The sequence below is a fragment of the Aeromonas sp. QDB23 genome, from assembly GCF_027707745.1.
GTDB lineage: Bacteria > Pseudomonadota > Gammaproteobacteria > Enterobacterales > Aeromonadaceae > Aeromonas > Aeromonas allosaccharophila.
Genome location: NZ_JAPCJA010000045.1, coordinates 15,139 through 41,868 on the forward strand (window position 1 = coordinate 15,139; position 26,730 = coordinate 41,868).

Annotated in this window: 25 protein-coding genes, 2 tRNA genes and 1 pseudogene; 9 read left to right on the forward strand and 19 right to left on the reverse strand. The window is 57.1% G+C overall.

Features of this window, described 5'->3' with window-relative positions; genetic code table 11:
* Nucleotides 1-7 precede the first annotated feature (7 nt).
* From PG888_RS17060 to PG888_RS17075, 4 genes are read left to right on the forward strand one after another with little or no spacing between them, the layout of a single operon-like run.
* A complete protein-coding gene (locus PG888_RS17060; RefSeq protein ID WP_182938978.1) occupies nt 8-1,759 on the forward strand; it encodes a methyl-accepting chemotaxis protein in 1,752 nt (583 codons plus the stop codon).
* 57 nt (nt 1,760-1,816) lie between these two features.
* Nucleotides 1,817-2,620: a CheR family methyltransferase gene (locus tag PG888_RS17065; RefSeq protein WP_182938977.1), complete on the forward strand. Its 804-nt coding sequence runs from the start codon at nt 1,817-1,819 to the stop codon at nt 2,618-2,620.
* Between the two features lie 3 nt (nt 2,621-2,623).
* On the forward strand, nt 2,624-3,115 hold the full coding sequence (locus PG888_RS17070; RefSeq protein WP_182938976.1) for a chemotaxis protein CheD: 492 nt from the start codon (nt 2,624-2,626) through the stop codon (nt 3,113-3,115).
* Entirely contained in the window at nt 3,112-4,170 is a 1,059-nt protein-coding gene (locus PG888_RS17075; protein WP_111809151.1) for a protein-glutamate methylesterase/protein-glutamine glutaminase, read from the forward strand. The genes PG888_RS17070 and PG888_RS17075 overlap by 4 nt, the downstream gene beginning before the upstream one ends.
* Before the next feature lie 99 nt (nt 4,171-4,269).
* Here the strand turns inward: PG888_RS17075 and pnp are convergent, their stop codons facing one another.
* The 15 genes from pnp to rlmE form a co-directional block, all read right to left on the reverse strand.
* Complete coding sequence (pnp, locus tag PG888_RS17080) at nt 4,270-6,414, reverse strand: polyribonucleotide nucleotidyltransferase (RefSeq protein ID WP_042060109.1); 2,145 nt, start codon at nt 6,412-6,414, stop codon at nt 4,270-4,272.
* 168 nt (nt 6,415-6,582) lie between these two features.
* Nucleotides 6,583-6,852, reverse strand: coding sequence for a 30S ribosomal protein S15 (rpsO, locus tag PG888_RS17085; protein ID WP_005326646.1), 270 nt, complete (start codon nt 6,850-6,852; stop codon nt 6,583-6,585).
* A 147-nt stretch (nt 6,853-6,999) separates the two neighbouring features.
* Nucleotides 7,000-7,959, reverse strand: coding sequence for a tRNA pseudouridine(55) synthase TruB (gene truB, locus PG888_RS17090; protein WP_042060107.1), 960 nt, complete (start codon nt 7,957-7,959; stop codon nt 7,000-7,002).
* 1 nt (nt 7,960) lies between these two features.
* Complete coding sequence (rbfA, locus tag PG888_RS17095; protein ID WP_042060105.1) at nt 7,961-8,398, reverse strand: 30S ribosome-binding factor RbfA; 438 nt, start codon at nt 8,396-8,398, stop codon at nt 7,961-7,963.
* A gap of 55 nt (nt 8,399-8,453) precedes the next feature.
* Nucleotides 8,454-11,150 carry a translation initiation factor IF-2 gene (gene infB, locus PG888_RS17100; protein WP_042060104.1) on the reverse strand — a complete coding sequence of 899 codons (2,697 nt, stop codon included), beginning with the start codon at nt 11,148-11,150 and terminating at the stop codon, nt 8,454-8,456.
* 20 nt (nt 11,151-11,170) lie between these two features.
* Nucleotides 11,171-12,673 (reverse strand): transcription termination factor NusA, encoded by a 1,503-nt coding sequence (gene nusA, locus PG888_RS17105; RefSeq protein ID WP_005338808.1) that lies wholly within the window; start codon nt 12,671-12,673, stop codon nt 11,171-11,173.
* A gap of 14 nt (nt 12,674-12,687) precedes the next feature.
* Complete coding sequence (gene rimP / locus PG888_RS17110; protein ID WP_042060102.1) at nt 12,688-13,146, reverse strand: ribosome maturation factor RimP; 459 nt, start codon at nt 13,144-13,146, stop codon at nt 12,688-12,690.
* Between the two features lie 166 nt (nt 13,147-13,312).
* Nucleotides 13,313-13,389: transfer RNA gene (locus PG888_RS17115), tRNA-Met, on the reverse strand.
* A 92-nt stretch (nt 13,390-13,481) separates the two neighbouring features.
* Nucleotides 13,482-13,566: transfer RNA gene (locus PG888_RS17120), tRNA-Leu, on the reverse strand.
* Nucleotides 13,567-13,575: 9 nt separating this feature from the next.
* A complete protein-coding gene (secG, locus tag PG888_RS17125; protein WP_042060101.1) occupies nt 13,576-13,902 on the reverse strand; it encodes a preprotein translocase subunit SecG in 327 nt (108 codons plus the stop codon).
* Nucleotides 13,903-14,667 carry a triose-phosphate isomerase gene (gene tpiA, locus PG888_RS17130; RefSeq protein ID WP_182938975.1) on the reverse strand — a complete coding sequence of 255 codons (765 nt, stop codon included), beginning with the start codon at nt 14,665-14,667 and terminating at the stop codon, nt 13,903-13,905.
* A 131-nt stretch (nt 14,668-14,798) separates the two neighbouring features.
* Complete coding sequence (glmM, locus tag PG888_RS17135; RefSeq protein ID WP_182938974.1) at nt 14,799-16,133, reverse strand: phosphoglucosamine mutase; 1,335 nt, start codon at nt 16,131-16,133, stop codon at nt 14,799-14,801.
* A 15-nt stretch (nt 16,134-16,148) separates the two neighbouring features.
* A complete protein-coding gene (gene folP / locus PG888_RS17140) occupies nt 16,149-16,994 on the reverse strand; it encodes a dihydropteroate synthase (RefSeq protein WP_182938973.1) in 846 nt (281 codons plus the stop codon).
* 59 nt (nt 16,995-17,053) lie between these two features.
* On the reverse strand, nt 17,054-19,000 hold the full coding sequence (gene ftsH, locus PG888_RS17145; RefSeq protein ID WP_182938972.1) for an ATP-dependent zinc metalloprotease FtsH: 1,947 nt from the start codon (nt 18,998-19,000) through the stop codon (nt 17,054-17,056).
* 45 nt (nt 19,001-19,045) lie between these two features.
* The gene (gene rlmE, locus PG888_RS17150; RefSeq protein WP_033137773.1) at nt 19,046-19,675 is read right to left on the reverse strand and encodes a 23S rRNA (uridine(2552)-2'-O)-methyltransferase RlmE; all 630 of its coding nucleotides are present in this window, start codon (nt 19,673-19,675) and stop codon (nt 19,046-19,048) included.
* Between the two features lie 97 nt (nt 19,676-19,772).
* Between rlmE and yhbY the strand changes: the two genes are divergently transcribed.
* Both yhbY and PG888_RS17160 read left to right on the forward strand, forming a co-directional pair.
* The gene (gene yhbY / locus PG888_RS17155) at nt 19,773-20,069 is read left to right on the forward strand and encodes a ribosome assembly RNA-binding protein YhbY (protein ID WP_005338829.1); all 297 of its coding nucleotides are present in this window, start codon (nt 19,773-19,775) and stop codon (nt 20,067-20,069) included.
* Between the two features lie 103 nt (nt 20,070-20,172).
* Nucleotides 20,173-20,754 carry a PilZ domain-containing protein gene (locus PG888_RS17160; RefSeq protein ID WP_182938971.1) on the forward strand — a complete coding sequence of 194 codons (582 nt, stop codon included), beginning with the start codon at nt 20,173-20,175 and terminating at the stop codon, nt 20,752-20,754.
* Between the two features lie 70 nt (nt 20,755-20,824).
* Here the strand turns inward: PG888_RS17160 and greA are convergent, their stop codons facing one another.
* The 3 genes from greA to pomA form a co-directional block, all read right to left on the reverse strand.
* A complete protein-coding gene (greA, locus tag PG888_RS17165; protein WP_005338833.1) occupies nt 20,825-21,301 on the reverse strand; it encodes a transcription elongation factor GreA in 477 nt (158 codons plus the stop codon).
* Nucleotides 21,302-21,457: 156 nt separating this feature from the next.
* Nucleotides 21,458-22,351: a flagellar motor protein MotB gene (locus PG888_RS17170; RefSeq protein WP_075114045.1), complete on the reverse strand. Its 894-nt coding sequence runs from the start codon at nt 22,349-22,351 to the stop codon at nt 21,458-21,460.
* Between the two features lie 8 nt (nt 22,352-22,359).
* Nucleotides 22,360-23,118, reverse strand: a complete 759-nt coding sequence (gene pomA / locus PG888_RS17175; protein WP_042060088.1) for a flagellar motor protein PomA — start codon at nt 23,116-23,118, stop codon at nt 22,360-22,362.
* 211 nt (nt 23,119-23,329) lie between these two features.
* On the opposite strand from pomA, the gene xseB reads away from it, so the two are divergent.
* From xseB to dxs, 3 genes are read left to right on the forward strand one after another with little or no spacing between them, the layout of a single operon-like run.
* Complete coding sequence (xseB, locus tag PG888_RS17180; protein WP_005338838.1) at nt 23,330-23,581, forward strand: exodeoxyribonuclease VII small subunit; 252 nt, start codon at nt 23,330-23,332, stop codon at nt 23,579-23,581.
* Nucleotides 23,582-24,472 carry a (2E,6E)-farnesyl diphosphate synthase gene (ispA, locus tag PG888_RS17185; RefSeq protein WP_182938970.1) on the forward strand — a complete coding sequence of 297 codons (891 nt, stop codon included), beginning with the start codon at nt 23,582-23,584 and terminating at the stop codon, nt 24,470-24,472.
* Nucleotides 24,473-24,493: 21 nt separating this feature from the next.
* Nucleotides 24,494-26,362: a 1-deoxy-D-xylulose-5-phosphate synthase gene (gene dxs / locus PG888_RS17190; RefSeq protein ID WP_182938969.1), complete on the forward strand. Its 1,869-nt coding sequence runs from the start codon at nt 24,494-24,496 to the stop codon at nt 26,360-26,362.
* Between the two features lie 80 nt (nt 26,363-26,442).
* On the opposite strand, the pseudogene PG888_RS17195 reads toward dxs, so the two are convergent.
* A pseudogene (locus tag PG888_RS17195) lies at nt 26,443-26,649 on the reverse strand (hypothetical protein); the annotation flags it as partial.
* Nucleotides 26,650-26,730: the final 81 nt, after the last annotated feature.

The window sequence follows — 26,730 nt, forward strand, 5'->3', positions numbered from 1 at the left end:
AACGCTCATGACCCGCTCACTCTTTGGCAAACTCTTCGGAAACAGCGCGGCCGAAGCAAGACAGCAGGCCCAACTACTCCATGCTATCGGGCAAGTACAGCGCACCATTGAAGACGATCAGGCTCCGGCTGCAATCGAACTTTCCGGACTGGATAGCCCGCTGCGTGAAGTGGCCATCGCGGTCAACGACGTGATTGCCCTGTTGAACGGCAAGCTGGAGCAAAGCCGGCACGAGATCAGGAATAGCCAGGTGCTGCTTCATGAAAACCGGCTGGTTCGCAAGGCGCTCGATTGCGCCAGCACCAACGTGATGATCGCCAATACCAACCTCGACATTATCTATATGAACGAGGCGGTGACCGGCATGCTCAATCAGGCTGAAAGCGACATCAAGAAAGAGCTCTACAGCTTCAATGCCAATCAGCTGATGGGCGCCAATATCGACAGCTTTCATAAAAATCCGGGCCATCAGCGTGCCATGCTGGCCAAACTCAACAGCACCTACCGCACCCAGATCCAGCTGGGTGGACGCACCTTCTCCCTGATCGCCAATCCGGTCTTCAACGATAGCGGCGAGCGACTAGGCTCCGTGGTCGAGTGGGCAGACCGTACCAAGGAGGTGATGATAGAGAAAGAGATGTCCGACATCGTGCAGGCCGTGATCAATGGCGAGCTGCACCGCCGGATGGAGCTGACGGGTAAAAGTGGCTTCTTTCAGGCAATGGGGGAAGGGATAAACCAGATTGCCGAAGTGATCGACAGCACCCTCAACGATGTTATCCGGGTCGTACAGTGTCTGGCGAAAGGGGATCTGACCCAACAGATAGAGGCTGATTATCCCGGTATTTTTGGCACCACCAAAGATTCGCTAAACACCACTATCGCCTCGCTGACCAAGATTGTCACCGAAGTGCGCGGCGCCTCCGACAATCTCTCCAGTGCCGCCGAGCAAGTCAGCGCGACGGCCCAGTCGATCAGCCAATCCAGCAGTGAACAGGCCTCCAGCATGGAAGAGACCAGCGCCTCCATTGAGCAGATGAGCGCCAGCATCAACCAGAACACCGACAACGCCCAAGTCACCGATGGCATGGCCAGCAAGGCAGCCAAAGAAGCCGCCGAGGGAGGTGAAGCGGTCAAACTGACCGTCGATGCCATGAAACAGATCGCCAGACGGATTGGCATCATCGACGATATTGCCTACCAGACCAATCTGCTGGCGCTCAACGCAGCCATCGAAGCGGCGCGCGCCGGCGATCACGGCAAGGGCTTTGCCGTAGTGGCGGCGGAGGTGCGCAAACTGGCCGAACGCAGCCAGGTTGCAGCACAGGAGATTGGCGAACTGGCGTCAAGCAGCGTCGAGATGGCAGAAAAAGCCGGTCGCCTGCTCGATCAAATGGTGCCCTCCATCAACAAGACATCGGACCTGGTGCAGGAGATCAGCGCCGCCTCCAACGAACAGTCCACCGGCGTCAGTCAGATCAACCTGGCCATGAATCAGTTGAGTCAGGTTACCCAGCAAAACGCCTCTTGCAGCGAAGAGCTGGCTGCCACAGCGGAAGAGATGAGCAACCAGGCCGAGCAACTGCAGCTGGCCATGGAGTTCTTTACCCTGGAGGCCCACACCAAAGAAGGCAAAGCCACCTCGCACCTTCACCCCACGACCCGAGGGCGCTTCATGAACGAGAACAATGCCAACAGTCGGGAGCGGGCCGCCACCACACAACGCCCCATCAACGACGGCGATTTTGTCCGATTCTAGTCACGGGAGAGGCATTGCCTCTCCCGCATCCGACAACACAGGTAGAGGGACAGGGTTTTGTATCAAACCCAGCTGCATGATGATGAGTTCTCCCGTTTCCAACGCTGGCTTCATCAAACGGCGGGGATAGAGCTGTCTCCAGCCAAGAAGGCGCTGGTTGCCAGCCGCTTGGCAAAACGGCTCTGCCACTACGAGCTGGACAGCTATGACGACTACTTCCAGCTCATCATGAACGATCGCTGCAGCGAACTGCAGCTGGCGCTCGATCTGCTCACCACCAACGAAACCTACTTTTTCAGAGAGCCAAAACACTTCGAGTTTCTGACCCGGGAGGTGCTTGCACGCTTCCCGAGTGAACGCACCTTGCGGATCTGGAGCGCAGCCAGTTCATCCGGAGAGGAGCCCTATAGTCTGGCCATGACCCTCGCGGAGAAACGTGGCGCCCTCAACTGGGAGATCCTGGCCTCCGATATCTCGTCCCGGGTGCTGGAACAGGCGACGAGCGGCCGTTACCCCATCGAGCGGGCGCACAACATTCCCCTGCCCTTTTTAATGAAATACTGCCTCAAGGGCGTTGGCCTGCAGGAGGGGATCTTCATCATCGATCGCAAGTTGCGGGACAAGGTACAGTTCATGCAGATCAACCTCAATCAGGATCTGCCGGACATCGGCTTGTTTGACGTCATCTTTATCAGAAACGTGATGATCTACTTCAACAAGGAGACCAAGGGGCAAGTGTTGCAGCGGCTGGTGCCCAAACTCAAACCCGGTGGCTATCTGTTGGTCAGCCATGCCGAAAGTTTGCATGGTTTGCATCATGGACTGCAGCTGGTATCTCCCTCCATTTATCAGAAGAGATAAATCATGGCACGGGAGGTGATTCTGCAACCCGGTGAACTTTTCTTTGGCAAGGAGGATGTTGTCCTCAAAACCGTGCTGGGCTCCTGCATTGCCATCACCCTGTGGCATCCGGAACAAAAGATGGGCGGTATGTGCCACTACATGCTGCCAACCCGGGGGTGGCCAACCACCCTGCTGGATGGCCGCTATGCCGATGAAGCCATCACCTTGCTATTACAAGCTATTGCGCAATATCCGCCCCCTCTCGACGAATACGAGATCAAATTGTTCGGAGGCGGCAATATGTTCGACCAGCCACAATACGCCAGACGCGATAACAATGTGGCCACCAGAAATATTGAGGCAGCCTGGCAGCTGACCCGACACCTTGGACTTGATATCAAAGCCCACCATCTTGGCCATAGCGGCCACCGAAGCCTGATTTTTGAACTCAGCAACGGTAGTGTCTGGCTCCGCCATCATCGTCTGCCACATCAACGGGAGTCGCGAGAATGAAGCAGATCCGGGTCATGCTGGTGGATGATTCCGCCGTGGTCAGACAGGTATTGCAAGCGGTGCTGGAGCAGGAGCCCGATATCCGGGTGATCGCCACGGCATCGGATCCCCTGTTTGCGCAGGAAAAACTGAAGAAAGAGTGGCCTGACGTCATCGTGCTCGATGTGGAGATGCCCCGTATGGATGGCATCACTTTTCTCACCAAGATCATGGCAGAACATCCAACCCCGGTGGTGATCTGCTCCTCCCTCACCGAGAAGGGTGCCGAGACCACCTTGCAGGCGATGGCTGCCGGCGCGGTGGACATCATCACCAAGCCGACCATGGGGATAAAAAGCTTTCTGCAAGAATCTGCCCACGACTTGGCCATGGCGGTGCGGGCTGCGGCCCAAGCCAACCTCAAGCGCGTGGGCAAGCCCTCCTCTGTGCCGGTCAGCGCCAAGCTGAATGCGGATGCCATGCTGGCCCCCAATCAGCACGCCATGGCACAAACCACTGAACGGCTCATCGCCATCGGTACCTCGACCGGTGGCACCCAGGCCCTTGAGGCAGTACTGACGGCCCTGCCCCGGGTCAGCCCCGGCATTGTCATCGTGCAGCACATGCCGGAGAAATTTACCGCCATGTTTGCCGAGCGGTTGAACGGGGTCTGCCAGATAGAAGTGCGGGAGGCGAGAAACAATGACAGAGTGATCCCCGGGCTGGCGCTGATTGCCCCTGGCGGCAAACATATGCTGCTCAAGCGCAGCGGGGCCTACTATCACGTCGAGGTGGTCGACGGGCCGCTCATCAACCGCCATCGTCCCTCGGTGGATGTGCTGTTTCGCTCTGTCGCCAAATATGCCGGCAAGAATGCCACCGGCATCATCATGACCGGCATGGGGGATGATGGCGCACGGGGATTGCGCGAGATGCTGGAGGCTGGTGCCAATACCTATGCCCAGGATGAGGCCTCCTGCGTGGTGTTCGGCATGCCTAAGGAGGCAATCAAGCTGGGGGCTGCTCGCCATGTGCTTCCCTTGCAAGAGATGCAATACGCCATCCTCGGCAGGTAATCCCTTATCGCGCGTGTTGACCATAAAAAAAGTCCGGCTCCCCAAGGGGAGCCGGACTTTTTACATCAACCGGCACAGGTCCGGTATCAGGCGAGCAGATTACTCTGCAGCAGGCGCTTCTTCAGCGGCCGGAGCAGCCTCAGCAGGTGCTGCCGCTTCGGTCGGGGCGTTCGCTTCCTTGATGGAGAGACGCACGCGGCCCTGACGATCCACTTCCAGTACCTTCACCTTGACCACGTCACCGATGGTCAGGTGGTCAGCCACGTTCTGTACACGAGCGTCGGTGATCTGGGAAATGTGTACCAGACCATCTTTGCCCGGCAGGATGTTGACGAATGCGCCAAAATCGGCCAGACGGACAACTTTACCCTCATAGATGCGGTTCACTTCGATCTCGGCGGTGATAGCTTCGATGCGACGGATCGCTTCCATGGCGGCTTCGTTAGCCACGGCGGAGATACGTACAGTACCGTCATCGTCCAGCTCGATGTTGGTGCCGGTCTCTTCGGTCAGCGCACGGATCACGGAACCACCCTTACCAATCACATCCTTGATCTTCTCGGGATTGATCTTGATGGTGTGGATACGCGGTGCGAAATCGGAGATCTGGGCACGCGGAGCCTGGATAGCTTCATCCATCACTTTCAGGATGTGCAGACGAGCGCCACGAGCTTGCTTCAGCGCAATCTCCATGATCTCTTTGGTGATGCCTTCGATCTTGATGTCCATCTGCAGCGCGGTGATACCTTCGGTAGTACCGGCCACTTTGAAGTCCATGTCACCCAGGTGATCTTCGTCACCCAGGATGTCGGACAGCACGACGAAACCTTCTTCTTCCTTCACCAGACCCATAGCGATACCGGCAACGGAGGCTTTGATCGGCACACCCGCGTCCATCAGCGCCAGGGAGGAACCACAGACAGAGGCCATGGAGGAGGAACCGTTGGATTCGGTGATTTCAGAGACCACGCGCACCACGTACGGGAACTCGGCGGCGCTCGGCATTACCGCAGCAACGCCGCGCTTGGCCAGACGGCCGTGACCGATTTCGCGACGCTTCGGGCTACCCATCATGCCGGTCTCACCGACGCAGTATGGCGGGAAGTTGTAGTGCAGCATGAAGCGATCGGCACGGTTGCCGGTCAGCTCGTCGATGTTCTGGGCGTCACGCTCGGTACCCAGAGTGGCAACCACGATGGCCTGAGTTTCACCACGGGTGAACAGGGCGGAACCGTGAGCACGGGGCAGAATGCCGGTACCTACGCTCAGGGCGCGGATCATTTCCGGATCGCGACCATCGATGCGCGGCTCGCCACGAACTACGCGACCACGAACGATGCGGCTTTCCAGGCTGTGGAACTCTTCGCCGATCTTCTTGGCATCTTCTTCCACGCCGGACGCAATAACTTGCTCAACCACACGGCCCTTGATGGCAGCGATGGTTTCATAACGAACAGCCTTCTCGGTGATGCGGTAGGCTTCACCCAGCTCGGCGGTCGCCAGCTCGGCAACCTTGGCTTTCAGCGCTTCGTTGACGGCAGGCGGAGTCCAGTCCCACGGCTTGGTGCCGACGGCAGCGGCAAACTCGTTGATCGCATTGATCACGGTCTGCATCTGGTCGTGACCAAATACCACGGCGCCCAGCATCACCTCTTCGGAGAGGATGGCCGCTTCGGACTCAACCATCAGTACTGCGTTGGCAGTACCGGCAACCACCAGATCCAGATCGCTCTGCGGCAGTTCGGTGGTGGTCGGGTTCAGCACATACTGACCGTTCATGTAACCCACGCGGGCCGCCGCAATCGGGCCGCCAAACGGGATACCGGAGATGGCCAGTGCAGCAGAGGCACCGATCATGGCAACGATGTCGGGGGATACGGCCGGATTCACGGACATAACGGTCGCAACGACCTGAACCTCATTGAGGAAGCCTTCCGGGAACAGCGGGCGAATAGGACGGTCGATCAGACGGGAGATAAGGGTCTCGCCCTCGCTCGGACGGCCTTCACGACGGAAGAAACCACCCGGGATACGACCAGCAGCATAGGTACGCTCCTGATAGTTGACGGTCAGCGGGAAGAAATCACGGCCGTGATCGGCCTCTTTCTTGCCAACTACGGTCACAAATACGCAGGTATCGTCCATGCTGACCATTACGGCCGCAGTGGCTTGACGGGCCATCACACCGGTTTCCAGAGTGACGGTGTGTTGACCGTACTGGAATGACTTTACAATAGGATTCACGTGAATTTCCTTTTTACAATTTGGCTCTTTAAATTCGCGCACAAGTATACTTGATTCGATGCAAAAGGTAAGCGGCGACGCGAATTCTGTGAGGCAGGCAACGGCTTGAAGAGCAATAAAAAAAGGGGAACCTGATGGTTCCCCTTTTTCGCGAAATCTGATGGTCGATTAACGACGCAGACCCAGCTTGGCGATCAGAGCAGCGTAACGCTGAACGTCTTTACGCTTCAGGTAGTCCAGCAGCTTACGACGCTGGGAAACCATGCGCAGCAGACCGCGACGACCGTGGTGGTCCTTGGAGTGCTCTTTGAAGTGACCTTGCAGATGGTTGATCTGGGCAGTCAGCAGGGCAACTTGCACTTCGGGGGAGCCAGTGTCGTTGGCGCAACGAGCGTTGTCAGCAACGATGGAAGCTTTGATCTCAGCATTTAGAGACATGGTATTACTCCGGTAGAGTGTTTAAAGGTTCACAGCCAATCTCTAATTCAGCCGTGAAATGAGGGCGGTATCATAATCGTCCCCGCCCCTTTTCGCAACGATAAAGACGCGCGCAGGCAAAGTGAGGCCGATCCCGCCCGAGGAGGATCACTCCTCGTTGTTATCGTCGTGATAACGCACCAGTCGCTTGGGCGCGACGCGGCCATCATCATCAATCTCGCCAACCCCAATGAACTCGCGCTCCGGGCCGACCGTCATGCGAACCTGACCGCTTTGCGGCGCACCGGCCACCTGCACGGCCTGGCCTTGATTCACATAGGCAGCCACAACCGCCAGCATGTTCACCTCGGGCAGAGAAGCCACGGCGGTGTCCATCGGCAGCAACAGCGGATCCAGCTGCTCACGCGGCGGGATGCTCTCGGCCTTGGCCTGCTCGAAGATGCACTCAAGCTGCTCCAGAGTCAGCATCCGATCATACGGATAGCTGGCAACCTGGGTACGACGCAGTTGGGAGACGTGAGCACCACAACCCAGCACTTCGCCCAGATCATCCACCAGAGAGCGGATGTAGGTGCCCTTGCTGCAGTGCACTTCGAGGCGCACTTCATCACCTTCAAAGCTCAGCAGTTTGAGCTCGAAGACGGTGATGGGGCGGGCTTCGCGCTCAATCTCGATGCCTTCGCGGGCATATTCGTAGAGCGGACGACCGTTGTGCTTGAGCGCCGAGTACATGGACGGCACCTGCATGATCGGACCGCGGAACTGGTCCAGCGCCTCGATCAGGGTACCGACTGCCACGTTCACCGGACGGGTGGAAACCACCTCGCCATCGGAGTCGCTGGTGTTGGTGCGCTCGCCCAGCTTGGCGGTCACCTCATAGCGCTTGTCCGCTTCCAGCAGATACTGGGAGAACTTGGTGGCCTCACCGAGGCAGATCGGCAGCATGCCGGTCGCCAGCGGGTCCAGGGCGCCGGTGTGACCGGCCTTGGCGGCGTTGTAGATGCGCTTGACCTTCTGCAACACATCGTTGGAGGTCAGGCCGGTCGGCTTGTCCAGCAGCAGAATGCCGTGCACATCACGGCCCTTGAAACGACGTCTTCGGGTCATCTCAGGCTTTATCCTCAGTCGTGTCATCCGGTGCGGACTCAGCTTCTTCGTCACGGCCGGATTCGGCCATGCGACGCTTGTCTTCACGCACAGTGTTGGTCACCAGGTTGGAGAGACGCATCCCCTCGACCAGGGTCTGGTCGTAGTAGAAACGCAGCTCTGGCACCACGCGCAGACGCATGGCGCTGCCCAGCAGGCTACGGATATATCCGGCTGCTTCGGTCAGACCCAGCAAGCCTTCCTTGATGCGCTCGGCATCATTTTCCAGTTGCAAGAAGGTGACGTAAATCTTGGCATAGTTGAGGTCACGGGACACTTCCACATCGGAAACGGTCACCATGCCGATACGCGGGTCTTTCACCTCGCGCTGCAGGATCAGCGCGATTTCACGCTGGATCTGCTGTCCGACCCGACGGGTCCGGCTGAATTCTCTGGCCATATTCTATCCTGCGATAAAAGGGGGCCGCGGCCCCCTATTTTGTCTGACTCTCGGCTTACAGAGTCCGTTGAATTTCAACAGTCTCGTAAACTTCGATCTGGTCGCCTTCGCGCACGTCGTTGTAGTTCTTGACCGCGATACCACACTCGTAGCCGTTGCGAACTTCGTTGACGTCATCCTTGAAGCGGCGCAGGGATTCCAGCTCGCCTTCATAGATAACCACGTTGTCACGCAGAACGCGGATACGGTTGGAACGCTTGACCACACCTTCGGTGACCATACAGCCGGCAACGGCGCCGAACTTCGGAGACTTGAAGACGCTACGCACTTCAGCCAGACCGATGATCTCCTGACGATACTCAGGGGCCAGCTTGCCGCTCATGGCCTGCTTCACTTCGTCGATCAGGTCATAGATGACGGAGTAGTAACGCAGATCCAGGCTCTCGGATTCGATGACCTTGCGCGCAGAAGCGTCGGCACGGACGTTGAAACCCACCAGGATGGCGCTGGAAGCAGCTGCCAGGGTCGCGTCGGTTTCGGTGATACCACCTACGCCGGAACCCACGATCTTCACCTTCACTTCGTCGGTGGAGAGTTTGACCAGCGCATCGCAGATCGCTTCCACAGAACCCTGTACGTCGGCCTTGATCACCACGTTCACTTCGGACACTTCGCCCTCGGTCATGTTGGCGAACATGTTTTCCAGCTTGGCCTTCTGCTGGCGAGCCAGCTTGACTTCGCGGAACTTGCCCTGACGGTAGAGCGCCACTTCACGGGCTTTCTTCTCGTCACGGACAACGGTGGCTTCGTCACCGGCAGAGGGAACACCGGACAGGCCCAGAATTTCCACCGGCAGGGACGGACCTGCTTCCTTGATCTCGCGACCCAGTTCGTCACGCATGGCGCGAACACGGCCGTACTCGAGACCACACAGCACGATGTCACCCTGACGCAGGGTACCTTCTTGTACCAGTACGGTAGCAACCGGACCACGACCTTTATCCAGGAAGGATTCGATCACGACGCCGTTGGCCATGCCATCGACTACCGCTTTCAGTTCCAGCACTTCAGACTGGATCAGAATGGCTTCCAGCAGATCGTCGATGCCTTCGCCAGACTTGGCGGATACGTGCACGAACTGGCAGTCTCCACCCCAATCTTCGGACATGACGTTGTAACGGGCCAGCTCGGTCTTGACGCGATCCGGATCCGCTTCCGGCTTGTCGATCTTGTTGACCGCAACAACCAGCGGCACAGCGGCTGCCTTGGCGTGCTGGATCGCTTCGATGGTTTGCGGCATGACGCCGTCATCGGCAGCAACAACCAGTACCACGATATCGGTCGCCTTGGCACCACGAGCACGCATGGAGGTAAACGCCGCGTGACCCGGAGTATCCAGGAAGGTGATCATGCCACTGTCGGTTTCGACGTGGTAAGCACCGATATGCTGGGTAATACCACCGGCTTCGCCAGCAGCAACCTTGGCTTTACGAATGTAGTCGAGCAGCGAGGTCTTACCGTGGTCAACGTGACCCATGATGGTCACGACCGGTGCGCGCGGCTTGGCTTCGGAGGTCTCGTCACGATCGGACAGTACCGCCTCTTCCAGCTCGTTCTCACGACGCAGCACAACCTTGTGACCCATCTCCTCGGCGACCAGCTGAGCGGTCTCCTGGTCGATCACCTGGTTGATGGTGGCCATGGCACCCATCTTCATCATCGCCTTGATGACTTCAACGCCCTTGACAGCCATCTTGTTGGCCAGCTCGGCCACAGTGATGGTTTCGCCGATGACGACGTCGCGGTTCACCACGGCAGCCGGCTTGTTGAAGCCGTGCTTCATGGCGTTCGGCATGGCGACCTTGCCACGCTTGCCTTTACGGGCACGCGGGTTGCGAGAGTCGCGGTCATCTTCACGACGACCGGCCTTTTTCGGGGCTTTGACCGCTGCGGCAGCGGTACGACGACTGGTCTCTTCCTTCCGATCCAACTCGTCTTCTGCGGCTTGCGCATGCTTGTTGGTGGTCAGGTGGTAGTCGCTGCTCTCTTTGGCGCGAGCGGCCTCTTCTTCAGCCCAACGGGCCGAGTTCTGTTCCGCCATGAGACGAGCCTCTTCGGCTTTCTTCGCGGCGAGTTCTTCAGCTTTTTGCAAAGCTGTTTGTTCCTGTTGGCGCTTCAGTTCTTCTGCTTCGCGCTTGGCCATCTTTTCTGCCTCTTGCTGAGCTGTGCTACTGGCTGCTTTGGCGGGCTGTGGAGCCTGTCGAGCCTTTGATTGTGCCTCGATCCGCGCCTTTTCCTCAGCTTCACGACGAGCTTGCTCAGCCTCACGGCGAGCCTTCTCTTCAGCGTCGAGGCGAGCCTTGTCTTCGGCCTCACGACGAGCTTTTTCTTCTGCTTCCAAACGCGCTGTTTCCTCGGCTTCCGCCTGACGCTGTTCATCTTCCAGCGCCGAGCGTCTTACATAGGTGCGAGACTTGCGCACTTCTACCTGCACTTCCTTGTTCTTGCCGCCAGTCCCCTGAACACTGATGGTGCTCTTGGTCTTGCGCTGCAAGGTCATGCGGGCAGGAGCGGCGACCTCGTCACCTCCATGCTGTTTCTTCAGGTGTGCCAGCAGAGCCTGTTTCTCAGACTCGCTAACCATGTCGTCGGCCTTGCTCTTGCTGATACCGGCATCGACAAACTGCTGGAGAAGACGATCAACCGGTGTGTCGATGTCAGTGGCAAGTTGTTTGACTGATACTTCTGCCATTCATTTTCCTCCGTTTGATCTTACTCGGACTGCTCTTCTCCGAACCAACAGATATTGCGAGCAGCCATAATGAGCTCACCTGCCTTCTCGGCAGTCAGCCCTTCAATATCAGCAAGGTCATCGATACCTTGCTCAGCCAAATCTTCCAGGGTGCCCACGCCACGGCCCGCCAGAGCGTAAGCCAGTTCGCGGCTCAGACCGTTCAGATTGAGCAGCTCTTCGGACGGCTCGACGCCATCGAAAGACTCTTCTTTGGCCAGCGCCTTGGTGGTCAGGGCATCTTTGGCGCGCTTGCGCAGCTCTTCGACCATGTCTTCATCCAGACCGTCGATAGCCAGCAGCTCGTTGACCGGAACAAAGGCGATCTCTTCCAGAGTAGAGAAGCCCTCTTCCATCAGCAGACCGGCGAAATCGTCGTCGATGTCCAGGGTGCTGGTGAACAGGTTCATGATGCGGTCGTTTTCGGCCTGGTGCTTGGCACGCATGTCCTCAACGGTCATCACGTTCAGCTCCCAACCGGTCAGCTGGGAGGCCAGACGCACGTTCTGACCATTGCGACCGATGGCTTGCGCCAGGTTGGCAGCTTCCACGGCGATATCCATGGTGTGGTTGTCTTCATCAACGATGATGGAGGCCACATCGGCAGGTGCCATGGCATTGATCACGTACTGGGCCGGGTTGTCATCGTACAGCACGATGTCGGCACGCTCACCGCTCAGCTCGGCGGAGACAGCTTGCACACGGGCACCACGCATACCGATACAGGCACCGATCGGGTCGATACGACGATCGTTGGTCTTCACCGCGATCTTGGCGCGGGAACCCGGATCACGGGCGGCGCCCATGATTTCGATCATCTCTTCACCGATTTCCGGTACTTCGATACGGAACAGCTCTTTCAGGAAGTCCGGGCTGGAACGGCTGACAAACAGCTGGGAACCACGGGCTTCCGGACGAACTGCGTAGAGCAGGCCACGGACACGGTCGCCCGGACGGAAGGTTTCACGCGGCAGCATGTCATCACGGAAGATCACGGCTTCAGCATTGCTGCCCAGATCCAGGATGACGTTGTCGCGGTTGCTCTTCTTGACCACACCACTAATGATGGTGCCTTCTTTATCTTTAAACTGATCAACTACTTGTGAACGCTCGGCTTCGCGCACTTTCTGCACGATAACCTGCTTGGCGGTCTGGGTAGTGATACGGTCGAAAGTCACAGAGTCGATCTGGTCTTCAACATACTCACCGATCTGGATTTCCGGCTGATCAATCTGCGCCGCTTCCAGGGTGATTTCAGCGTAAGGGTTCTCCATCGCGGCTTGATCCGCAATGACGACCCAGCGACGATAAGTGTCGTAGTCACCGGTCTTGCGATCGATCTCGACCCGAACTTCAATCTCGCCTTCATATTTCTTCTTGGTCGCAGTCGCCAGCGCGGTTTCCAGAGCCTGGAAAATCTTCTCGCGGGGTACCGCCTTCTCGTTGGATACTGCGTCAACGACCAGCAAAATCTCTTTATTCATATCCGATAGCCTCGTTAACCAAAGTTCGGCACTATGTTCGCTTTTTGGATATTGGTGAAAGCCAACACGTCGTCCTTACCATCTACTGTCAGGGTGATCATGTCGCCTTGCACAGCTTTGATTACGCCTTTGAACTTGCGGCGGTTATTTGTTGCCATGCGAAGCGTTACCGCCGCCTCTTGGCCAACGTATTTTTCGAAATGGGCAACCTTGAACAGCGGACGATCCATGCCGGGGGAGGACACCTCGAGGTAGTACTCCTCGGTGATGGGATCTTCGACGTCCATGATGGCGCCAACCTGATGGCTGACCTCAGCACAGTTCTCGACAGTCACACCCTGCTCGCCGTCGATATAGACACGCAAGGTGGAGTGTTTACCCGCACGGATAAACTCAATACCCCAAAGTTCAAAACCCAAGGCAACGACCGGAGCCTCGAGCAGATCGGTCAAACGTTGTTCCAACGTAGCCAAAGTCACCCTCCGAAAAACAAAAAAAGGGCATAAAGCCCAGATAGAGATCGATACAGAGTAAATTGCACATAACAAAAAGCCCCGATGTCAAATCGGGGCTTGGCGCTTTACCCTGATTGTCGCCTCGCAGCGACCGCCTTCCTGAGCGTAGGAAATGCGTGAAATTTGGTTGCGGGGGCCGGATTTGAACCGACGACCTTCGGGTTATGAGCCCGACGAGCTACCATGCTGCTCCACCCCGCGTCCGAAATCGTGCGAGATTATAGCCAGTTCAATCTATTCACACAAGAGTGACTGACTATAATACACTCGGTTACCCGAGCTCACTACTTAATTGGTGCCGTGGGCGGGACTCGAACCCGCACACCCTAGAGCACTACCCCCTCAAGATAGCGTGTCTACCAATTCCACCACCACGGCAAAACTCATTTACTGGGGAACGTCAGTATCTTTGTTTACTGGCGCTTTGGTCTGCTCAACCTGTTGGGTTTGTTGCAGATTCTCCCACTCACTACCCTGTTTTACCTTGTTGCTGGACATAGATCCGAGCACCAGGCTGATAACGAAAAACAGAGTAGCCAAAATTGCTGTTGTTCGGGTCAGGAAACTGCCTGAACCACCGGAGCCGAATACTGTGTTCGATGCCCCTGCGCCGAAGGAGGCGCCCATATCAGCCCCTTTACCTTGCTGAATCATCACCAGACCAATCAGAGCCAGTGACACCAACAGATAAACGACTAAAAGAATCTCGTACATTTAACTTGCACCCTTTGCCGCTTCAACAATTCCTAAAAACGCATCGCTATCGAGGCTTGCTCCGCCAATCAGGCCGCCATCAATGTCGGGCTGGGCAAACAAATCTCTCGCATTGGTCGGCGTTACGCTCCCACCATAGATGATTCTAACTTTCTCACCTATTACCGGAGTATCCTCCGCCAAGCGACCACGTATAAAGGAATGAACCTCTTGTGCCTGCTCGGGTGTGGCGCATTTACCTGTACCTACAGCCCAAATCGGCTCGTAGGCGATGATAGCATTATCGAAAGCCATCGCGCCATTTTTCTCTATGACGATATCCAGTTCTTCGGCGATCACCTCGAAGGCTCTTCTCGCCTGCCTCGCTGCACCTGACTCACCTAAACAGAGGATGGGAATCAAGCCTGCCGCTCTGGCTGCCGCAAACTTCTCTGCGACGATAAAACTGGTCTCACCAAAGAGACGCCTGCGCTCGGAGTGCCCTACCAATACGTAACGACACCCTGCCTCAACCAGCATCTGACACGAGATTTCTCCTGTGTAAGCGCCAGTGTCGTGCTGACTCACATTCTGAGCCCCCAACTTTATTACTTTCTGCTCGTTGAGCAGTAAAGCGGTAAAGTCGAGATGCACATGGGAAGGACAGAGAACCACATCTACTTTTCCGTCAACGCCGTTCAGACACTGACTTGTAAACTGCTCTAACTGCGACCTACTACCGTGCAACTTCCAGTTGGCTGCTACAAACGGCTTGCGATGTCCCATCGGCAACTCCCTTGCGAAAGCGGGGCTGATAATATCCAGAGGATGCTCAGCTGACAAGTGCTATTTTTAAATTTTCGAACCGTTTGAACAAGATACAACCAGGGCGGCTAAAAAGCCGCCCTGGTTGTTCATTAAAACGCCGACTCTACCTGTTTGGCGATGCGTTGAGCCATGTCACGCACCTGCTGTTCATGCTCACCTTCGACCATGACCCGGATCAGCGGTTCGGTACCGGATTTACGCAACAGCACGCGACCACGACCAGCCAGCTCCTGTTCCACCTTGGCAACCTCATCCATGACCGCATCAGCAGCCAGCGGATCCTTGCCTTCGGCAAAGCGAACATTGACCAGCACCTGCGGGAACTTGCTCATGCCGGAGCGCAGCTTGGCCAGCGGCATCTCGGCACTGCGCATGGCGGTAAGCACCTGCAAGGCGGCCACGATGCCATCACCCGTGGTGGTCTGATCCAGACAGATAATGTGGCCGGAGTTCTCGCCACCGATGCGCCAGCCCTTCTCTTCCATCATCTCCAGCACGTAGCGGTCACCCACCTTGGCACGGGCAAACGGAATGCCCAGGGTCTGCAGTGCCAGCTCCAGGCCCATGTTGGCCATCAGGGTGCCGACGACACCGCCTTTGAGGCGACCATTGCGCAGGGCATCGCGCGCGATGATATAGAGCACTTCGTCACCGTCGATAAGATAGCCGGTATGGTCGACCATGATCAGACGGTCGCCATCACCATCAAAGGCAACCCCCAGATCAGCCTTGCACTCCAGCACCTTGGCAACCAGCGCTTCAGGTGCAGTCGAACCGACACCATCGTTGATGTTGAGACCATCCGGGGCACAGCCCATGGTGATCACGTCGGCACCCAGCTCGCGGAAAACCGACGGGGCGATGTGATAAGTGGCACCGTGGCCGCAGTCGACCACCATCTTCACCCCGTCCAGATTCATGTGGGAGGGGAAGGTGCTCTTGCAGAATTCGATATAGCGACCGGCGGCATCATCAATACGCACCGCTTTGCCAAGTTCGGCAGACTCGACACACTTGAGCTCGTGATCCAGCTCGGCTTCGATAGCCAGCTCGACATCATCGGGCAGCTTGGTGCCATCGGCGGAGAAGAACTTGATGCCGTTGTCATAGAAGGGGTTGTGGGAAGCGCTGATGACGATACCGGCTTCGGCACGGAAGGTGCGAGTCAGATAAGCAACCGCCGGTGTTGGCATCGGCCCCATCAGAATGGCTTTAAGGCCTGCCGCGGAGAGCCCCGCTTCCAACGCAGACTCCAGCATATAGCCAGAGATGCGGGTATCTTTACCAATCAACACCTTTTTGGTGCCCTTCTTGGAGAGCACCTTGCCGGCAGCCCAACCTAATTTCATCACGAAATCAGGAGTGATCGGGAATTCGCCAACCTTGCCGCGCACACCATCGGTACCGAAATACTTTCTTGCCATTGTCTGTTCTCTTTATTATCTGGAAATAAAATCTTGTCCCGTCATTGCCAGCCAACCGACGCGCAATGCGTCCATGGTCTCCCGTACATCGTGAACCCTGATGATGCGAGCCCCATGCTGCATGCCGATAAGGGCGCATGCCAGACTGCCCGCCAGACGCTCATCCACCGGACGGCCCAGCAGGTTGCCTATCATAGACTTTCGCGACATACCCACCAATAGCGGCAAGCCATAATCAAGCAGTTCCTTTTGAGCCGCCAACAGCTGATAGTTGTGCGCAAGGGTCTTGCCAAAGCCATATCCCGGATCCAGCAACAGATCTTCGCGCCGGATCCCGGCGGCCAGACAAGCCGCAATGCGCTCATCAAAAAAGGCGCGCACCTCTCCGATCAGATCGTCATAGTGGGGCTCGACCTGCATGGTTCGCGGCTGTCCCTGCATATGCATCAGGCAAACAGGGACAGCAGCCTCGGCAGCTGCCTGCAGTGCTCCCTGCTCTTGCAACGCACGCACATCGTTGATCAGATGGGCGCCGACCTTGCAACCCTCCCGCATCACCGCCGCTTTGGAGGTATCGAGGGAGATCATCACATCCAGCTCACGGACAATCTGTTCCACGACAGGAATGACCCTGTCCAGCTCCTCCTGCTCACTCACATCGGGCGCACCAGGGCGGGTTGACTCGCCACCGATGTCAATGAGGGTCGCACCGTCAGAGACCATCTGCCGCGCATGGGCCATCGCCCGTTCAAACTGGTTGAAATTGCCGCCATCGGAGAAGGAGTCAGGCGTCACATTGAGGATCCCCATCACATGGGGACGATCGAGGGAGAGGCTGAGCCCCTTGCTAATTAACTGCATTTTCACGTCCATCTGATAAAGAAAAACCCCGGGCAAGCCCGGGGTTTGGAGAGTCACGATTATTTGGCCGGAGCGTCGTTGGCTTTGTCGATAGTAACATCCGCCACCGATGCAGCCTCATCGACCGGCTTGGCCTCGGCAGCCACAGTGGAACCGCCTTGCGGGGTATCACCGTGCTCGTCATGCCAGTTGCTCGGAGCACGAACCTCGCGGCGCGCCATCAGATCATCGATCTGCTTGGCGTCGATGGTCTCGTACTTCATCAGCGCATCTTTCATGCTGTGCAACACGTCCATGTTATCCAGCAGGATCTGCTTGGAACGGGCGTAGTTGCGGTCGATGACCTGCTTGACCTCGGCATCGATGACGCGAGCGGTATCGTCGGACATGTGCTTGGCCTTGGCCATGCTGCGACCGAGGAACACTTCACCATCTTCTTCCGCGTAGAGCATTGGGCCGAGACGCTCGGACATACCCCACTGGGTCACCATCTTGCGTGCAATTTCAGTTGCCCGCTCGATGTCGTTGGAAGCGCCAGTAGAAACCTTCTCGGCACCGTAGATCAGCTCTTCTGCCAGACGACCACCATACAGGCTGGAGATCATTGACTCCAGATGCTGTTTGGAGTGGCTCCAGCGATCCTGCTCCGGCAGATACATGGTCACACCCAGCGCACGACCGCGCGGAATGATGGAGACCTTGTACACCGGGTCATGATCCGGAACCAGACGACCAATGATGGCGTGACCGGCTTCGTGATACGCAGTCATCTCTTTCTCGGACTCTTTCATCACCATGGAGCGACGTTCCGCACCCATCATGATCTTGTCCTTGGCCTTCTCGAACTCGGCCATGGAGACCACTCGGCGGCTCTCACGGGCAGAGAAGAGGGCAGCTTCGTTGACCAGGTTGGCCAAATCCGCACCGGAGAAACCGGGTGTACCACGGGCAATCAGCGCCGGATTGACGTCATCCGCCAACGGAACTTTGCGCATATGCACTTTCAGGATCTGCTCACGACCACGGACATCCGGCAGACCGACCACCACCTGACGGTCGAAACGGCCCGGACGCAGCAATGCCGGATCCAGTACGTCAGGACGGTTGGTGGCAGCGATGACGATGATGCCTTCATTGCCTTCGAAACCATCCATCTCGACCAGCATCTGGTTAAGGGTCTGCTCACGTTCATCGTGACCACCGCCCAGACCGGCGCCACGCTGGCGACCGACCGCATCAATTTCATCGATGAAGATGATGCAGGGGGAGGATTTCTTGGCCTGTTCGAACATGTCACGCACCCGGGAGGCACCGACACCGACAAACATCTCCACGAAATCGGAACCTGAGATGGTGAAGAACGGCACCTTGGCCTCGCCCGCAATGGCCTTGGCCAGCAGGGTTTTACCGGTACCGGGAGGACCAACCAGCAGCACACCGGTCGGGATCTTGCCACCCAGTTTCTGGAATTTGCTCGGGTCGCGCAGATAGTCGACCAGCTCCTTCACCTCTTCCTTGGCTTCATCGCAACCTGCAACGTCAGCAAAGGTGGTCTTGATCTGATCTTCGCTCATCAGGCGAGCCTTGCTCTTGCCAAACGACATGGCACCTTTGCCACCGCCGCCCTGCATCTGACGCATGAAGAAGACCCAGACACCGATCAGCAACAGCATCGGGAACCAGGAGATAAAGATAGAGGTCAACAGAGACGGCTCTTCCGGCTTCTCGCCCATCACTTTGACATTGTGATTGAGCATGTCGTTGAGCAGCTGGGGATCCGGCGCAGGGATAATGGTGGTGAATCGTTCACCAGTACGCTTGACGCCATTAATGACCTTACCGTCCATCCGCACTTCACGGATCTGCTCTTGGGTCACCTCTTTAACGAAGCTGGAATAGTCCAGCTGGCGACTGGTGGTATCGCTGGGGCTGAAGCTATTGAACACCGACATCAAAACGACGGCGATGACCAGCCACAGGATTAAGTTTTTCGCCATGTCACTCAAATCAGTAACCTCGCAGACTGACAGTTAACGATGAAGGTTAGGGTACTACAGTTTAAAACCGGTAGCCACAATGTAGACTTCCCGTGATCTGGCGCGGGATGAGTCTGGTTTACGAATTTTGACGGCGGAGAAAAGTTTACGAATTTCATTGAGATAGGCATCAAAGCCCTCTCCCTGAAACACCTTCACCACGAAACTGCCGTCACTGCGCAATACCTGATTGCACATGTCCAGCGCCAGCTCGACCAGATACATGGCGCGAGCCTGATCCACCTGCTGGGTACCGCTCATGTTGGGCGCCATATCAGACATCACGACATCGACCTTGTCAGGACCCACTCGCTCCAGCAAGGCGCCAAGCACAGTTTCCTCCCGAAAGTCCCCTTGCAGGAAATCGACACCAGCAATGGGATCCATCGGCAAAATGTCACATGCGATGACGCGACCCGAATCACCAACCTGTTCAACCGCGAACTGGGACCAACCACCGGGGGCTGCCCCCAAATCCACTACGGTCATGCCATTTTTCAGCAAGCGATCCTTGCCCTGGATCTCGTCAATTTTGAAAACAGCACGAGAACGCAGGCCCATTTTCTGGGCTTTTTTGACGTATTGATCGTCGAAATGTTCTTTTAACCAGCGAGTTGAACTGGGGGAACGTTTTTTCTGGGTCATGATAATCGACTTTAAAAAACCACAAGGGTTATTAGTATTAAGGGCTAAGTGGGGGTAGAATACGCCCCTTTCAACCCTGACTTATGAAGAAATTGCGATGATTCTCAACAATAAACAGAAACAGTACCTCAAGGGCCTTGCCCATAGCCTCAAGCCGGTCGTCCTGCTGGGTCAGCATGGTCTGACCGAAGGTGTACTGGCCGAGATCGATCTGGCACTGAACCATCACGAGCTGATCAAGGTTAAGGTTGCCTCTGAAGATCGCGAAATGAAACAACTGGTTATGGATGCTATCGTCCGTGAAACCGGTTCAATCAAGGTGCAAAGCATGGGTCATGTGCTGACCATTTATCGTCAAGCCAACGAACCCAAAATCCAGCTGCCCCGCAAGTAAAAGGAAAGAGCATCGCTCTTTCCTTATTCCACTTCTTCCCGAGTCGCTTGCCAAAGTAGTCGCAAAGCCCTTAACCTGCGATGAATACTTCCGGACACGCATTGTGGCTCACCATCCCATTCTGACCGACGATGAGCTGGCCATGCTGCGGGACTTGGGGAGCAATCAGGACACCCATGTTCTGAGTGGTCACCTCGACGCCCCCATGCTTGGCTTGCTGCAAAAAGCCGAACACCTTGTACTCGAAGCCCGCTTCGCAGGCCATCAGCTGCGTTTTCCTCTGACGTTTACCCAAGGGGAAGACGGCTTTGTCGAACCTCGGCTATCTGCACCGGTCATCAGGGAGCTGGGGTTTGCGCAACCGCGCGCCTGGCGTCTCACCCAAAAAGCCAAGCTTTGCAGCGAACTGGGCCTGTTTCAGGTACTCAGCCTCTCCCTCAATGGCCTTATCGTGGAAAATTTGCCCATCGACATGGTGGCCGATACGCCCATCAACGGCGAGCTCTGCATCGAGCAAGAGGCCCCTTTTCCACTGCAGGGACGACTGGTAAGGCGAATCAAGATCAATGCAGATCATGCCACCTGGGCGCTAAGCTTTCAGATGAGCGAGAGCAACATAGAACGGCTGCGCCACTGGCTGTTCCAGCGTCATCAGGACGCCTTTACCGAGGCGTATCTGTCCTGATCAGTCGTGATACCGATAAAGACAAACAGGGGAGCGCCAGCCCCCCTGTTTCATCCTCTGTGGCATTCGCTTAGATATAAGCGACTTCCAGCACTTCGTACTCCACATCACCGCCCGGCGTCTTGACGATAGCGACATCGTCCACTTCCTTGCCAATCAGGGCACGAGCAATGGGTGAGTTGACGGAGATGAGGTTCTGTTTGATATCAGCCTCATCGTCACCCACGATGCGGTAGACCACCTCTTCCTCTGTCTCGCTCTTGAGCAGAGTAACGGTCGCGCCAAAAATCACACGGCCGTTGTTGGTCATCTTGGTGACGTCGATCACCTGGGCATTGGAGAGCTTGGCTTCAATCTCCTGGATGCGGCCCTCACAGAACCCCTGCTGCTCGCGAGCGGCATGGTATTCGGCGTTTTCCTTCAGATCGCCGTGCTCACGGGCATCGGCAATCGCTTCGATAATCTGGGGACGAAGCTCGGTCTTGAGATAATCGAGCTCTTCGCGCAGCTTCTCAGCGCCGCGAACAGTCATCGGAGTATGATTCATAGTCGAAACCTGGGTTGCTTGAAAATAGAAGCTGCGGCTATCTGCAAGGAGGCCGCAGCAATCGGTTCGGATGAGGCATCTTAATATGAAGCCAACACAAAATCCACGTCAGCCCCCTGATGCAGATCCCACTTGCGGCATCGTCATTACTCTCGCCTACTTCCCTTCCGGCACTGAAATGGGCGCCGATACGGTCGGTTTGCCCTGCATGATGGCGATCTCCACCCGCCGGTTCATCCGACGATTTTCCGGAGTGGTGTTGGGCACCAGTGGCTGGGAATCCGCCATGCCCTGCACCACCAGCCGCCCCGGATCAAAACCGGGGACCTTGATCATCTGGTGCGCCACCGCCACCGCCCGTTGCGATGACAGCTCCCAGTTGGACTGGAACAGCTCATCTTCGGTCGCCACGTTGTCGGTGTGACCGGAAATGGTGATTTCCCCCGGCACATCCTTAAGCAGGGTCGCCACCTTGCGAATGACTGGCCAGAACTGGGGCTGCAGAAACGCCGAACCGGCCGGGAACGACGCTTTTTCCCTGATCCGAATAATGATCTGCTGGCCCAGCGCCTCGATCTCGATAGCGCCATCCTGGATCTGATCTTTCATCTGCTCGGCAAGGGCTTTGGCCAGGGTATTGGACTGCTGCTGCGCCTTCTGTGCATCCTGAGCGGTATCGCCCCCCGTCTGCTTACCATCACTCTTGTCCTGACCACCGGCCTGATCCGACTCGCCGGGCAGAAATTCCAGCTCGGTCTGGGTCATATCGATGGTCTGCTGCATCACTGTATCAATGGGCGTGGGCTCAGGGCGACCGGGCCTGAACTCCTGGGCAATCACCGAGGTTCCCTTGGGAATATCTTTCACCTCGAGGATGTTCTGTACCCCGAATGCCTTGTCCATGGAACCGGCTATCTGCTTGAACTTCTGCACATCCATCTCGGCAAAAGAGAGCAGCAACACGAAGAAGCACATGAGCAGCGACATCAGGTCAGCAAAGGTGCCCATATAACCGGGCAGCCCTGGTGGCGGGCACTTGCAATCAGACATAGCGCCCCCTATTCGGTGCCGGTATTACGTTTGGACTGGTTCAGATAGTTCTGCAGCATGGACTGGATCACCCGCGGATTCTGACCATCCTGAATCCCCATAATCGCATCGAGGATCAGGGTACGACTGAGTTTCTCCTCCCCGCTGCGCAGCTCCAGCTTGTCGGCGATGGGAATCGCTATCATGTTGGCCTCAATCGCACCGTAGAGGGTGGTGAGCAAGGCCACCGCCATCGCCGGACCGATCGACTTGGGGTCACTCATGTTGGCCAACATGGCCACCAAGCCCACCAGCGTACCTATCATCCCCATGGCCGGGCCCAGATCCCCAAGGGTACGGAAAACCTTGATGGCAATGACATGACGCTCGGCAGTCAGGTCAATATCCTTTTCCATCACGGCACGCACCACATCGGCATCGTGACCATCCACCAGCATGTCGATCCCTTTTTTCATAAATGGATTGGGGATCTCTGCAGCCTCCAGTGCCAGAAAGCCCCCTTTGCGAGCCGCGTCAGCCAGTTCAACTGCTTTGGTGATCAGGTCTTCAAGTTTGTCGCCCTTGTACATAAAGGCTTTACCCGCCACCTTGAATGCCATCAGGAACTGGCCAATGTTGAACTTCATCATGGCGATGAAGATGGAACCCAATATGGTGATGTAGACCGATGGCATATCCACGTACATGCTCATGGGCCCACCCAGCAGCATGCCGTACACCACCACCCCGAAACCCAGCACTATCCCTATAAGACTGCCTAGATCCACGTCCCTACTCCTGTCACCGGTTCTTATGTCTATTTATAGTTTGTTGAATTTTCTGCTATTGCGACCCATGCGGCAAGCATGCATCTACTGAGAATGATGGCTCATTATCGGCCAGTTTAGCGAGAGTTTGAGGGGGCAGTGCTTTTCTGCCTCCCCCCTGTGGACGGTCGATGTTAATATAAGCCGTTTTTTTCAATCCCCGAGGATGGACATGGCCAGTAAAAAAATCGACCGCCTGAGTTTTGATGCCACTCTGGAAGAGCTGGAAACCATCGTTCATCAGCTGGAACAAGGTTCCCTACCCCTGGAAGAGGCGCTCAAGCAGTTCGAGCAAGGCGTTCATCTGGTACGGGCCGGTCAGCAGAAGCTGGAACTGGCCGAACAGAAGATCCAGATCCTGCTCAGTCAAGCCGATGGCAGTGACCAGCTCGCCCCCTTCCAGCCAGAACAAGGAGAGGAGTGAGTGGCGCTGGACCATTTTTCCCGTCTGCATCGTCAGCGTATTGACGACTGTCTGTCAGCACAACTTGAATCCTTGCCCGCCATGGCGCCGCGCCTGCGCGATGCCATGAGTTATGGCCTGCTGCTGGGCGGCAAGCGGGTGCGCCCGTTTCTGGTCTACGCGGTCGGCGAAATGCTGGGCGTCAAGAGCGAACTGCTGGATGGCCCTGCGGCTGCCGTGGAGTGCATCCACGCCTACTCCCTGCTGCACGATGACCTGCCCGCCATGGATAACGACGACCTGCGTCGCGGCCAGCCGACCGTCCACAAGGCGTTCGATGAAGGCACAGCCATTTTGGCGGGTGATGCCCTGCAGACGCTGGCGTTCTCCATTCTGGCAGACCATCCGATGCCCGCTACGCTACTGGGCAACCGGGTGCGGATGCTGAGTACCCTCGCCCGCGCCTCCGGCTATCTTGGTATGTGTGGCGGTCAGGCGCTGGATCTGCAGGCCGAAGGGCGCCAGATCTCGCTCGCCGAGCTGGAGCAGGTACACCGCCACAAGACCGGTGCGCTGATTGAATGCGCCGTGGCGCTCGGCGCCCTGTGCAAAGCCGATGTCGATGACGCCACGCTGGCTGCCCTGCAAACCTATGCCGCCGCGATTGGCCTCGCCTTTCAGGTGCAGGATGACATCCTCGACATCACAGGTGATACCGCCACCCTGGGCAAGCCGCAAGGTTCTGACCTGGCGCTGGAGAAAAGTACCTATCCGGCCCTGCTCGGACTCGAAAATGCCCGTGAGCTGGCTCGCGAACTGCATGGGAAAGCCTTAACAGCCCTGCAATCCTTGCCCTACAATACCGACATTCTGGAAGCGTTTGCCGATTACATCATCGAGCGAACCCACTAAACGCTGGATAACAGTAACAATATGAGCGTTGATATTAGCAATTTCCCCAACCTGGCCCTCGCGGACACTCCGGTCGAGCTGCGTTCCTTGCCCAAAGATCGGCTGCCGGTGCTGTGCAACGAGCTGCGCGAATATCTGCTGCGCTCTGTCAGCCGCTCCAGCGGACACTTTGCCTCCGGTCTCGGCACGGTCGAACTGACCGTGGCCCTGCACTACGTCTACAACACCCCGTTCGATCGGTTGATCTGGGATGTGGGCCATCAGGCCTATCCCCACAAGATCCTGACCGGGCGCCGTGATCAGATCCACACCATCCGGCAGAAGGATGGCCTGCACCCCTTCCCCTGGCGTGGCGAGAGCGAGTACGACGTGCTCTCCGTCGGCCACTCCAGCACCTCCATCGGTGCCGCCCTCGGCATGGCGGTCGCCGCCGAGAGCGAAGGGCTGGGTCGCAAGGTGGTGGCGGTGATCGGTGACGGTGCCATTACCGCAGGGATGGCGTTTGAAGCGCTCAACCACGCCGGCGATGTTCACAAGGACATGCTGGTGATCCTCAACGACAACGAGATGTCCATCTCCGAGAATGTCGGCGCGCTCAACAACCATCTGGCCCGGGTCATGTCCGGCAAGCTCTACACCACCATCCGCGAAGGCGGCAAGAAGGTGCTGGCAGGTCTGCCGCCGGTCAAGGAGCTGGCCAAGCGAGCCGAAGAGCACCTCAAGGGGATGGTGGTGCCCGGCACCCTGTTCGAGGAGTTTGGCTTCAACTATATCGGCCCCATCGACGGTCACGATATTGAGGCGCTGGTCGAGACCCTGCGCAACATGCGCAACCTCAAGGGCCCGCAACTGCTGCACGTCAAGACCAAGAAGGGCAAGGGTTACGAGCCGGCGGAGAAAGACCCCATCGGTTATCACGCCGTGCCCAAGTTCAATCCGGACGAGTGCTCCCTACCCAAGGCGAGTGGTGCCAAACCGACCTTCTCTGCCATCTTTGGCCAGTGGCTGTGCGACATGGCCGCCAAAGACGAGAAGCTGGTCGGTATCACCCCCGCCATGCGCGAAGGCTCGGGGCTGGTGAAATTCAGCCAGCAGTATCCGGATCGCTACTTCGATGTGGCGATTGCCGAGCAACATGCAGTCACGTTCGCCGCCGGTCTCGCCATCGCCGACAAGAAGCCGGTGGTCGCCATCTATTCGAGCTTCCTGCAGCGCGCCTACGATCAGGTGATCCACGACGTGGCGCTGCAAGACCTGCCGGTGCTATTCGCCATCGACCGGGCCGGTCTGGTGGGTGCCGACGGCCCGACCCATCAGGGGGCGTTCGACATCAGCTTCCTGCGCACCGTGCCCAACATGGTGGTGATGACGCCCTCCGACGAGAACGAATGCCGCCAGATGCTCTATACCGGCTATCTTCATCAGGGCCCTGCCGCCGTGCGCTACCCGCGCGGCAGCAGCCTGAGCGATGCGCCCATCTCGTCAGAGATGCAGGCGCTGGCGCTTGGCAAGGGACGAATCCTGCGGGAGGGCAAAGACACCGCCATTCTGGCCTTTGGTACCCTGCTGCACCACGCGAAAGCGGCCGCAGAGGCACTGGATGCCACTCTGGTGGACATGCGCTTCGTCAAACCGATGGATGAGGCACTGGTGCTGTCACTGGCGGCCAGCCACGATCACTTCGTCACTATCGAAGACAACGCCATCATGGGCGGCGCCGGTTCGGCAGTGAACGAGCTGCTGATGCGCAGCAAACAGTGCAAGCCGGTGCTCAACCTCGGCCTGCCGGATCGCTTCGTGGAACAGGGTACCCAGCAGGAGATCTATGCCCTGCTCGGTCTGGACGATGCTGGCATCCAGCGCAGCATCGAAACCTGGCTGCAAGCCTGATAAATACCTTTATTGCTAATGTGTAATGCCCGTCGAGTCACTATGACGGGCATTTCTACATAGGCCCCCATCCTCAAAGCTCAGCTCTTCACGGAAGTGCGTCCTAAATAACAGATCCCAATAGCGCTACACCTTCGCTGTGCATAGCCATTCCTCGGGAAAGGAGACACTGTATCCATGAAGTGTTTCACTCGGGCCAGCAGGCTGGCCATTCCTCTACATTGATGATTGCGCGTGATGGTTTTGGCTCGTCGGTAGTGGTGACGCAGCTTTTCCAGCATGGCGATTCAATGTAGTGGTCTAATCATCCCGGACACCATTTTAGGTGGTAGAGTCGCCACCATGACCTGAGGTGTTCAATGACAAGA

Bases quoted from the DNA above. Each gene is read 5' to 3' on its own strand.
- PG888_RS17060 (WP_182938978.1), top strand. From the start codon at position 8: ATGACCCGCTCACTCTTTGGCAAACTCTTCGGAAACAGCGCGGCCGAA.
- PG888_RS17070 (WP_182938976.1), top strand. From the start codon at position 2,624: ATGGCACGGGAGGTGATTCTGCAACCCGGTGAACTTTTCTTTGGCAAG.
- PG888_RS17075 (WP_111809151.1), top strand. From the start codon at position 3,112: ATGAAGCAGATCCGGGTCATGCTGGTGGATGATTCCGCCGTGGTCAGA.
- rpsO (WP_005326646.1), bottom strand. From the start codon at position 6,852: ATGTCTCTAAATGCTGAGATCAAAGCTTCCATCGTTGCTGACAACGCT.
- truB (WP_042060107.1), bottom strand. From the start codon at position 7,959: ATGACCCGAAGACGTCGTTTCAAGGGCCGTGATGTGCACGGCATTCTG.
- rbfA (WP_042060105.1), bottom strand. From the start codon at position 8,398: ATGGCCAGAGAATTCAGCCGGACCCGTCGGGTCGGACAGCAGATCCAG.
- infB (WP_042060104.1), bottom strand. From the start codon at position 11,150: ATGGCAGAAGTATCAGTCAAACAACTTGCCACTGACATCGACACACCG.
- nusA (WP_005338808.1), bottom strand. From the start codon at position 12,673: ATGAATAAAGAGATTTTGCTGGTCGTTGACGCAGTATCCAACGAGAAG.
- secG (WP_042060101.1), bottom strand. From the start codon at position 13,902: ATGTACGAGATTCTTTTAGTCGTTTATCTGTTGGTGTCACTGGCTCTG.
- tpiA (WP_182938975.1), bottom strand. From the start codon at position 14,667: ATGGGACATCGCAAGCCGTTTGTAGCAGCCAACTGGAAGTTGCACGGT.
- glmM (WP_182938974.1), bottom strand. From the start codon at position 16,133: ATGGCAAGAAAGTATTTCGGTACCGATGGTGTGCGCGGCAAGGTTGGC.
- folP (WP_182938973.1), bottom strand. From the start codon at position 16,994: ATGCAGTTAATTAGCAAGGGGCTCAGCCTCTCCCTCGATCGTCCCCAT.
- rlmE (WP_033137773.1), bottom strand. From the start codon at position 19,675: ATGACCCAGAAAAAACGTTCCCCCAGTTCAACTCGCTGGTTAAAAGAA.
- yhbY (WP_005338829.1), top strand. From the start codon at position 19,773: ATGATTCTCAACAATAAACAGAAACAGTACCTCAAGGGCCTTGCCCAT.
- greA (WP_005338833.1), bottom strand. From the start codon at position 21,301: ATGAATCATACTCCGATGACTGTTCGCGGCGCTGAGAAGCTGCGCGAA.
- PG888_RS17170 (WP_075114045.1), bottom strand. From the start codon at position 22,351: ATGTCTGATTGCAAGTGCCCGCCACCAGGGCTGCCCGGTTATATGGGC.
- xseB (WP_005338838.1), top strand. From the start codon at position 23,330: ATGGCCAGTAAAAAAATCGACCGCCTGAGTTTTGATGCCACTCTGGAA.
- dxs (WP_182938969.1), top strand. From the start codon at position 24,494: ATGAGCGTTGATATTAGCAATTTCCCCAACCTGGCCCTCGCGGACACT.